We start from the raw sequence: 9,983 nt of genomic DNA on the forward strand, positions 1-9,983 counted from the left end.
CTGAAAATAGATCTAAGAATAGATCTGCAACTAAATCTGAAAAAGATTTAAGAAAATATAAGTAAAGGCAATAAACCTTTAGCTCCTATCAGAGGACTTTATTATGACCGTATTCACAACTTCGCGCAAGGAAGGCGCAGGCGCACAGGTTGACGAGAACACTCGCTTCTGGTCCGATATTATTGTGTGCGTAGGCATTATTGCTGTTTTTGGCGTAACTGCTTTCCTTATTCAGCGCATAAATCAGCCGATTGGCCCAAGCGGTATTCCTTCTAAAGTGTCTACCGACTTAATTAATCTTCCTTACTACACTTTGCGCTCAGTATTTCGTATGCTTCTTGCGCTAGTGGCATCTCTTATTTTTACTATTGTTTATGGCTCTCTTGCAGCTCGAAGTCGAAGACTTGGCAAGGTGCTTATTCCGCTTTTGGATATTTTGCAGTCTGTGCCAATTCTGGGCTTCCTTTCGGCGACTGTTACCATTTGGTTGGTGATTTTCCCTGGATCGATGCTCGGCGTTGAAGCGGCTTCGATTTTCGCTATTTTTACAAGCCAAGCATGGAATATGACTTTTTCCTTCCACCGTTCGTTGCTCAGCGAGCCGAAGGAGTTGGACGAGGCGGTTCGTAGCCTGCAACTTACGCATTGGCAGCGCTTCTGGGTGTTAGATATGCCAAACGCAATGATTCCGCTGCTTTGGAACTGCATGATGTCTGTTGGTGGCGGATGGTTCTTCCTTACCGCTTCGGAAATGATTTCCGTTAATAATCACACTTATGCTCTTCCTGGCATCGGTAGCTTTGTTGCACAATCTGCTGCAGATAATAAGCTCGGGAATATTTGGTGGGCAATTGCTTCTATGGTTGTGGTTGTTTTGGCGCTTGACTTCTTCTTGTGGAAGCCACTTACTGCATGGGCTGAGCGTTTCCGCATTACGCAGAGCGCTTCGGACGATGAGCGTCACAGCGCTATTTTGACGCTTATTCGTCATTCTCACGCGGATGAGGTTATTAGCAAGCTTTTCTTGCCAATTAGAGAGTGGCTAGAAAAGATTACTCGTCCGCTTGGCTGCACAGGAGCTAAGTGGCCTCATAAAGCTTCGCAGCGCAAGTTTGGCGACTGGGCGTTTAACGTTTTAATGTTCCTTATTGTTGCAGCAGGTGTAGTGCATATGCTTTACTTTGTGCATACAACTGCAGGATTGCAAGAGTTTATTACAGCAGGCATGCTTGGCGGAATTACTTTTGTGCGAGTTGCTGTTTTGATTCTTATTAGCTCGCTTATTTGGGTTCCAGTTGGTGTTTTAATTGGCATGAATCCAAAGATTTCTAGAATTATGCAGCCTATTGTGCAGATTCTTGCCAGCTTCCCAGCAAACTTTATATTCCCATTTGCAATGGCTTTGTTTATGGCTTGGCACATTGACTTGGGTTGGGGAAGTATTATTTTGATGGCTCTTGGCACGCAATGGTACATTCTTTTCAATGTTATTGCTGGCGCTAGCGCTATTCCAGATGATTTGCGTGAAATGACACGCAGCTTTAGGCTGGCTCGAGTTTTACGTTGGAAGACGCTTATTTTGCCTTCTATTTTCGGTTCTTGGTGCACTGGCGGTATTACAGCTGCAGGCGGCGCTTGGAACGCTTCGATTGTGTCGGAAATCGTTGAATACGGTAAGCATCATATGTCTACTGCAGGTTTGGGTGCTTATATTACCAACGCAACTACTATGGGAGATACTGCTCGCACTCTGGTTGGTGTAACTGTTATGAGCTTAATTGTTGTTTTAAGTAATCGACTATTCTGGTCGCCTCTACAACGTATTTCCGAAAAACGCTACGTATTGAATTAGCTGAATTAAATCAACTAATTAAATCATCTAACTGAATCAGCTAAAATAACAAATTTTATAAAACAGATTGGCAAAATTATGAATACTTTGAAAAGCAATGCAAAAACAGTGCAATCCTCAATTACAAGCGATATTATCGACGCAAAGCACATCAGTCAAAGCTTCACTTCCGACAGCGGTACAACTCAGCATGTTTTGCACGATATTTCTTTCACTCTTCGAGAAGGCGAAATCGTAGCAATTTTGGGACGTTCTGGTGCTGGAAAATCAACCTTCCTTCGCACAATGGCTGGTCTTGTGCAGCCAACAGAAGGCACAGTAACGTATCGTGGTCGTGAGCTTACAGGCCCAAACCCGGGGGTTGCAATCGTATTTCAAACCTTTGCTCTTATGCCGTGGCTTACCGTGCAAGACAATGTGGAGCTTGGTTTGCGAGCTAGAGGTGTTAGCAAAGAAAAGCGCACTGAACTTGCGCTCGCTGCAATTGACGCAATCGGTTTGGACGGCTTTGAAACAGCTTACCCAAAGGAGCTTTCCGGCGGTATGCGTCAGCGCGTAGGTATTGCGCGTGCGTTGGTTTTGCGACCGGATGCGCTTTTTATGGATGAGCCGTTCTCCGCACTCGATGTTCTTACTGCAGAAAACTTGCGTCAGGAAGTGCTTAAGCTTTGGTCTAGCGAGGAGCGCGATATTAAGTCTGTGCTTATTGTTACGCACAATATTGAAGAAGCTGTGCAAATGGCTGACCGTGTGGTTGTTTTAGGTTCACATCCAGGTCATTTAATTGCAGACGTTCAGGTTGATTTGCCTCGCCCTCGAGATAAGCACAGTGCTGAATTTGAGGCGATGGTTGATAATCTGTACGCTATTTTGACCGGTTCTGCTCCGGAAAGTGCTTCTGAGCAGGAGAGTTCACAGTCTAATGATTTGCAGAACCAAACTCAAGCTGCAGATACTGAGGATGCTGAAGATAACGAAGCTGCAGCAATTGCAGATATGCTTATTCAGCGTCATCATGACGATGAGGATGAAGACAAGCAAGGCGAAGATGAAGCCGAATCTGGAGAGGCGAAGACAGAGCCTGTGTCGGTTCGTTTGCTTCCAAACGCAACCCCAGGCGGTATGGCAGGTTTGCTTGACGTTATTTCAGAAAATCCAGACGGAATTGATTTGGCTGATTTGGCAGCAGACTTGTCGTTTGAAATCGACGATTTGTTCCCGCTTGTTGATGCTGGAACAATGCTTAATCTTCTTACCGCAGAAAACGGCCATATTACTATTACTTCTGCTGGTGAAGAATGGCATAACGCCGACATTTTGCACAGTAAGCAAGTTTTTGCGCGACTAGCTATTGAGCATGCGCCTCTTGTTCACGCAATTGATCAGGCTTTGAGTCGTAACCGCAACGGTAAGCTTCGTGGCGAGTTGATTTTGGATTTGTTGCGCAGTAAGCATACGGATGCGCTTGCTCGTCAGCAGTTTGATATTGCGATTAGCTGGGGTCGTTATGGTGAGTTGTTTGATTACGATGCCGACGATGACGAGTTGACTCGTACTGTTGAAACTGCTCCTTTGGACGGTGTTGCACGCTAAAATAGCTTGAAATAGCTTGAAATAGTGTGCAATACTGCTCATTAATAATGTCCATTATTGTGCATAAATTTGATACTTGTATGCTTTCGATAAAAGGATGCCGCATAGTTCTTTTATCTTTAGGTCTAGTCGCTTCTTATTTAAGATTGCGCGGATCGAAAGCCCCCTAAAAAGCGAACTTTTTGGGGAAAATTGCGTAGCGCATTTGCTGCTAACGCTTACTATGCGTCGGTATGCGGCGGCGATGGAGGAATATTATGGTAAATGCTGTAGAAGCATTTGATGCTAAGCATCTTAAGGCAGCTGAGGAAATCCCAGCTTTCCGTCCTGGCGACACTGTTGACGTTAACGTTAAGATTCAGGAAGGTAACAACACTCGTATTCAGACCTTCACCGGTGTGGTGATTGCTCGTAAGGGTGCTGGCGTGCGTGAAACTTTCGTTGTGCGTAAGGTGAGCTTCGGTACTGGTGTTGAGCGTCGTTTCCCACTTCATTCCCCAGCTATCGATTCGATTAAGCTGGTTCGTAGCGGTCGCGTTCGTCGCGCTAAGCTTTACTACTTGCGCGCTTTGCGTGGTAAGGCTGCTCGTATTGCCGAGCGTCGTGATAACAGCGCTGCTAAGTAAATCAACCTTAAAGTGAAGGATTAAATTATGTCTGATGGCACGCAAATTAGCGATACTCACATCGTTGCTGTAGCGGGTCATGGCGTAGATCCTTCACCGGTTCCACCTGAACCGGAAGGTTATGAGCCTTCCGGTTTTGGTGGTTTTAGGAAAAATAGAAAAAACAAAAAAAATAGTAAAGAGAGCCGAAATATCAAACGTTTTGCTCATGCTCGTAATCAAAAAAGCGGAGATCATTTTTCTCTTAAAGACGCTTTAGTTTGGTTTGGTATTCCAGTTTTTGTAGTGTTAATTATTCGCCTGTTTTTGCTCGGCGCGTACACTATTCCTTCCGGTTCTATGCTTGACACTATTCACATTGGTGATTACGTTGTTACATCAAAGCTAACTCCTAGAGTATTTCCTTTGCATCGAGGAGATATTGTAGTTTTTGAAGATCCTGCTCATTGGCTAAGTGGAGAATCTTCTAATGGTTTAGTTGGCAAGGATTTGATTAAGCGTCTTATTGGTTTGCCTGGAGATACTGTGGAATGTAAGGGAGCAGGGGAGCCTGTTACTGTTAACGGTGTTCCGGTTCGCGAATCTGCTTACATTCGTCCTGGTGTTGACCCAAGTGCTTTTCCTTTTAAGGTAAAGGTTAAAGCTGGGCATGTTTTTGTTCTTGGAGATAATCGCGCTAATTCTGCAGATTCTCGCTACCATCGTAACGATGGGGACGATGGTTTGGTGCCGATTTCTAAAATCGAGGGCGTTGCAGTGTTCCGTACGTGGCCTTTAGATCGAATTGGTTTTTTGGACGAGCATCATGATGCTTTTGACGATGTTCCAAGCAAATCTGCGAATTAAACCGAAATTAAACAACAACTAATCCGAAATTAAACCGCGAATTAAACTTGTAAATTAAACTTATGCAAGTAAAGTCTTAATTATGCCGAAAGAATCTTCTAAAATACCTCTTACGCCATCTCTCGATAATGAAAAAAGCTTGCTTTGCGAAGGTTATGATTGGATTATTGGCCTAGATGAAGTTGGCCGCGGATCTCTTGCAGGTCCGGTAATGGTTGGAGCTGCCGCTATTTGTAAAAATCAAATCGAAGCGCAAACAATTCCTGAAGGTTTAGCTGATTCTAAACTACTTACTGAGCGTCGTCGAGAAGACTTATTTAATCCTCTTCAAAAATGGTGTACTTCTTGGGCTGTTGGATCTTGTACTAATAAAGAAATAGATGAGTGGGGTATTAGTTACGCGCTTGGAGTTGCTGCTTTGAAAGCAATTGCAAAAGTCGAGGAAGATATTCAAATAAGTAAAAAAGAAAACCCTCGTATTGCAGCAATATTGGATGGTCCATGCGACTACATTGATAAAGTTGCCAACACTTTTGACGCACCATTTGTGCCGATTCCTGTAAAAGTGCATACTCTTGTGAAGGCAGATCGTCAATGTGCAAGTGTTGCGGCTGCTGCAGTTTTGGCAAAAGTTACAAGAGATAATCTTATGGTGATGTTATCTAAAAAACCGCAATATGAAGCCTACGATTGGGCGCATAATAAAGGCTACGGTTCGTTATCTCATCGAAACGCAATTAAAGAAGTAGGGCCTAGCGATTTGCACAGACTGTCTTGGAATTTATAAACAAGTGAATTTATAAACAAGTGAATTTATAAACAAGTGAATTTATAAACAAGTGAATTTATAAACAAGTGAATTTATAAACAAGTTTTAATAAGTGTAGATTGTTCTTGCTAAATCTACGCAAATGTTAAATTGCCTTTTTGGCGAATGTTTCAAAGCTCAAGAACGGCTTAAAATCAGCATAATTTAGCGGTAGTCGGCGTGTTGATGGTGTGTGTGAAGCGTAATCTTAAAAGCGGTGGGGGAACTTATTTTTGGAAAAATTTGCAATGAGTATTCGTAATGAAGAAAAGGATCAGGAGATGATAAATCGCTGTTTTGCGTTCGTTCCAGGAATTAAGCATTTAGTTGCTTTAAGGTCGGCGTGCCTAGCGATTTCTTATCTTATGAATATTGCATTTGCTTACGTTTGTGTTGGAATGCTCTCTCCAGTTCTTCGCCCGGTCCGTTCAGTTGGAACTTCTTTAATGAGTTCTGTTGAATTTACTTCGTATATTATTGCTTTAGTTGCTATTATTCTTATAAAATACGTGGCTTTTCACTGGTCTTTGACTATGCAAACAGATATTGAGTCGCGTGTTGCAATGCGTTTGCGTCCAAAAATGCTTCATGCAATGCTATCTTTAAGATCTGCAAATATTGAAGAAACTGGAGATTTTGTAAATTTTTCAGTAAATGACGATATTTCTGCAATTCAGCGTTTTATTGCCGTTCTTGTGCCTCAAATCGTTGCGGCTATTCCTATTCCAGTAGTTATTTCTGCTGTGCTATGCACGGTAAATCCTGCTATTGCTGGCATTTGCGCTATATCTGCAATGTTTAATATTGCGTCTCTTGTGCTAGTTTTGCTTATGCGTTATGCATTTTGGCGTTGCGTTAGTGCGTTGTGCTCTTATGTTATTGCTGCAATAGCGATTGTTGCTACGGTTTGGTTATCTAGTGTAAAAGGCGTTGGTCTTGCTGCAGCGTTGCTAACAATGCCTTTGCTAATGCTTAGTGTCCAGCCGTTTAGAGCTGTTAGCAAGTATATGCATGTTATTCGTGATGCTGTGCTTGGAATGGAGCACGTTGAGTCTTTATTGCGTACTGTAACAGATTCTAACGCTCCAATAGCTTTTAGTGATGACGGTTCAACATTATCTTTGCCAGATGGTTCTACGAATATTGCTTTGCGCATGCGCTGCGATATTAAACGCAATGGTAGTAATAATAACGAATTTGAGCGTCTATCTATAGTTGCGCGCTCTGGTGAGCTTCAAGTAGTTCCAAGCAAATATCAGTCTGATATGCACTCGTACATACTTTCTGGAACTGGGTTTAACAAAAACGCCGACGTATTGCTGTCTTATAGCGATCGTTACGAAGTTCAGGAAGATGATGATTCTCCATTTGTTTCGCTTGATACTTTTGGGGAAGGTGGCAATTCTTCGTATCTTTCTCTAAATGATGCTACTTATGGTGCTCTTGCAGATATTGTTACTGTTGTTAGCGAAAAAAGTCACCTGTTTTCCATGACTTTGCGCGAAAACTTACTTCTTGCTGCTCCAAATGCAACAACTACTGCTATGTGGGATGCTTTGCGAGCTGCTAGAGTAGATGGCGTTGTTTATGCAGATTATGACGGATTAGATATTCCTATTGATCGTTTGCTAAATAATCCTGATTCAGCATACAATCCGGAAGATATTATTCGTCGAATTATTCTTGCGCGCGCTTTACTTCGTCACACTCCTGTTTACATTTTCGACTATTGTGCGCAAGATATTAGTGAATCAGAAGCCGAAAAAATTATTAAGATTTTGCGTAGAGTTGCGCGCTCTGCAACTGTAATAGTTTTAATGCCTAACGATGCGGGTTGCACTTCTGCGGATGCTAAAGTTACTGTGGAATCTTATAGGCATATTTTGGATAATAAGTCGGGCGAAATTCAAAAATCGCAAGCAAGTGTGCAAATAAAAAATATCGCACCTATTTCTGCTATTATTTCCGAATCTAGCAAGCGTAACATTTCCAAGTTTAAGCGCGCTATTTTTGCTATTCTTTCTACGTTTATTACAGCACTTAATTTTGCGGCAACAGTGTGTATTCCTGTAACTATTGTTTCTGCAATGTTTGCTGTTGCTGGCAGACCAATCTTTGGTTTTGTAATGCAACAATGCGTTATGGTTGCTGTTTTATGCATGGCTATTAGAGCTTTTACTCTTGTGATTTCTTTTGCAGGTTTAGACATTCATAACGAGCGTTGGCATAAGGCTCATATAAGTATGAATGTTGGAATGGTTTGCGCTGTTATTCCGCTAATTGTTGTGCTTTACTATTTCAACAAAAACTTATCTTATATTGCGATTGCAGCATGCTTGATTATTGTGTTTGTGCTGCCTAGATACTTGCTTATTCGTTCAAAACATGTTGTAAATAAGCTTCGTTATGAAAAGAATGATGTTGAGTGCGAAGTGAACGATATTGAGCTTGGTATTGATGAGATTCTTGCTTTCCGTCAAGGTGAGCATTGTGTAAATAGAATGATTGCTTCAATGAAAAAAGTTTCGCAACAAGACATGCGTTTAGCACGTAAAATAGCCGGCATCTCGTCGTTTATACTAGCTTTGGCGTTGGCAAGTATTGCTGCTGCGGCGCTGGTTGTGGCAAATACTATTCATCCTGTTCCAACGAATCTTCCAGCATGGAGCACAGTATATGCTGTTATGGCAATGGTGTTGCTTGTGATTATGATTCAGCAAGTTATTGACGTTGTTTTGCAGCGTATACCTTCGATGGTAAGAACGAGTGGTAAAGCTGGTAAAGCTGGTAAAGCGGCTGGTGGGGCAGCTGCAGCAGCTGGAGCATCTGGTAAATAGTATGTATAGGCACAAGCAGCGTAAATTTTCAAAAAGACAGTTAGCTGCAATTTTTTGGATGATTATACTTGCTGTACTAATTGGCGTTGCTGTTGGCTTGCTCTTGCCAAAGATTAGTAACAATGTAGGCAAGATTACTGGTGAGTATGAGGCGAGTGGAGATGCAGCTAAAGCGCTTAAAAAGCTTCGTGTAGCGAAACCGTATCACAAAGGCTACGAGCGTCAAGTATTTGGGTATCGCACTACGGATGAAGATGGCAACGGTTGCGATGTTAGAGAAGATGTTTTAGCTCGCGATTTGCGAAACGTGAAATACAAGTACGCTGGCTCGTGCAAAGTGCGCTCAGGGCTTCTTCATGATCCGTACACTGGATTGGATATTAATTTCGTACGTGGCCGTAAAACCAGCGCTTTGGTGCAAATAGATCACGTTGTTGCTTTGCAAAACGCTTGGGAATCTGGGGCTTGGAATTGGAATGCTTCAAAAAGGTTAAAATTTGGCAACGATATGCTTAATTTACTTGCTGTGCAAGGCGCGGCAAATCAAGAAAAAGGATCTGCTTCTGCAGCGTACTGGCTTCCTTCTAACAAATCATTTAGATGCGAATATGTGGCTCGTCAAATTGCTGTCAAATATAAGTATGGGCTTACTGTAACGCGTGACGAGAAGCAGAACATGCTGGCTGTATTGCACAATTGCGGGGCGCAAGGGCTACCAATGTGAATGCGGCATAAACAGCGCAGTGGTGAGTAGTTTATGTCGCCTTAGCGCTCGCGAATACAAAACGCCACTGTTTACCTGTTGCGTTAGCGATGGTAGAGCAGTGGCGTTTTTGCGTTTGTGGAGTCGCGGGGAATTGAACCCCGGTCCGGTGATCGTACCCTCGGTCTTCTACGTGCGTAGTCTGCTGGCCGTGCGGCAGTTTTTCTGCCCCCATGTTATCGCAGACAATTCATGGCGAGCATATCTACAGTAAAAGTCCCTGAATTGCCCTGCAGCCCGGCAATTCAAGCAAGTCTTCTAATGACGTTCAGCACCACCCCGAAGACGTGAGTGGGTGAACGGAGCAGCTGCTCACTGGTTAATCCTGGCGCGAAGCTCAGGCAGCGAGAGCGAACTCAGTGCGATTAGATTTAGCACTTATTCTTTTGCGAAAGGACGTTTACGAGTGGACTTTCGCATTCTCGGCACGCTTCCCCGCGGCGAACAGATCGCCGTCGAAACCGATCGACCCCTTTTGAATTTTCAAATATTCGCTGCGTTAAAGCAGACTTTACTATAGTACAACATATTCTGTGCGGCTGCTATGTGTAAGTTACTATGAGTGAGTTTCTATATATATATATATGATACGGATTGCATAAAAGGATAATTATAAAAGTTTGATGGGGGGGGGTATAATGCTATGGCATGTAGATAT

The 9,983-nt window shown here is 42.9% G+C and carries 6 protein-coding genes, 1 other RNA gene and 2 pseudogenes; 8 read left to right on the forward strand and 1 reads right to left on the reverse strand.

The features are described 5' to 3' along the window. Positions 1 to 103 precede the first annotated feature (103 nt). The 8 genes and pseudogenes from HXT52_RS01495 to HXT52_RS01530 all read left to right on the forward strand — a co-directional run bounded on the left by HXT52_RS01495 (position 104) and on the right by HXT52_RS01530 (position 9,286). Positions 104 to 1,852 carry an ABC transporter permease gene (locus tag HXT52_RS01495; RefSeq protein WP_421776034.1) on the forward strand — a complete coding sequence of 583 codons (1,749 nt, stop codon included), beginning with the start codon at positions 104 to 106 and terminating at the stop codon, positions 1,850 to 1,852. A gap of 78 nt (positions 1,853 to 1,930) precedes the next feature. Beyond that, positions 1,931 to 2,756, forward strand: a pseudogene (locus HXT52_RS01500) (ABC transporter ATP-binding protein); the annotation flags it as partial. A 62-nt stretch (positions 2,757 to 2,818) separates the two neighbouring features. Further along, positions 2,819 to 3,445 (forward strand): annotated as a pseudogene (locus HXT52_RS01505) (AAA-associated domain-containing protein); the annotation flags it as partial. A 257-nt stretch (positions 3,446 to 3,702) separates the two neighbouring features. Beyond that, positions 3,703 to 4,071, forward strand: a complete 369-nt coding sequence (gene rplS, locus HXT52_RS01510) for a 50S ribosomal protein L19 (RefSeq protein WP_004127473.1) — start codon at positions 3,703 to 3,705, stop codon at positions 4,069 to 4,071. Positions 4,072 to 4,098: 27 nt separating this feature from the next. Beyond that, positions 4,099 to 4,917, forward strand: coding sequence for a signal peptidase I (gene lepB, locus HXT52_RS01515; protein WP_308582252.1), 819 nt, complete (start codon positions 4,099 to 4,101; stop codon positions 4,915 to 4,917). Positions 4,918 to 4,999: 82 nt separating this feature from the next. Then, a complete protein-coding gene (locus HXT52_RS01520; protein ID WP_421776035.1) occupies positions 5,000 to 5,704 on the forward strand; it encodes a ribonuclease HII in 705 nt (234 codons plus the stop codon). A 269-nt stretch (positions 5,705 to 5,973) separates the two neighbouring features. Next, positions 5,974 to 8,562, forward strand: a complete 2,589-nt coding sequence (locus HXT52_RS01525) for an ABC transporter (protein ID WP_421776036.1) — start codon at positions 5,974 to 5,976, stop codon at positions 8,560 to 8,562. A 1-nt stretch (position 8,563) separates the two neighbouring features. Then, positions 8,564 to 9,286, forward strand: coding sequence for an HNH endonuclease family protein (locus tag HXT52_RS01530; protein ID WP_421776037.1), 723 nt, complete (start codon positions 8,564 to 8,566; stop codon positions 9,284 to 9,286). A gap of 115 nt (positions 9,287 to 9,401) precedes the next feature. Here the strand turns inward: HXT52_RS01530 and ssrA are convergent. After that, positions 9,402 to 9,798: a transfer-messenger RNA gene (gene ssrA / locus HXT52_RS01535) on the reverse strand. Between the last annotated feature and the right edge of the window lie 185 nt (positions 9,799 to 9,983).

This window comes from Gardnerella sp. KA00288, assembly GCF_049244085.1.
GTDB classification, from domain to species: Bacteria; Actinomycetota; Actinomycetes; order Actinomycetales; family Bifidobacteriaceae; genus Bifidobacterium; species Bifidobacterium greenwoodii.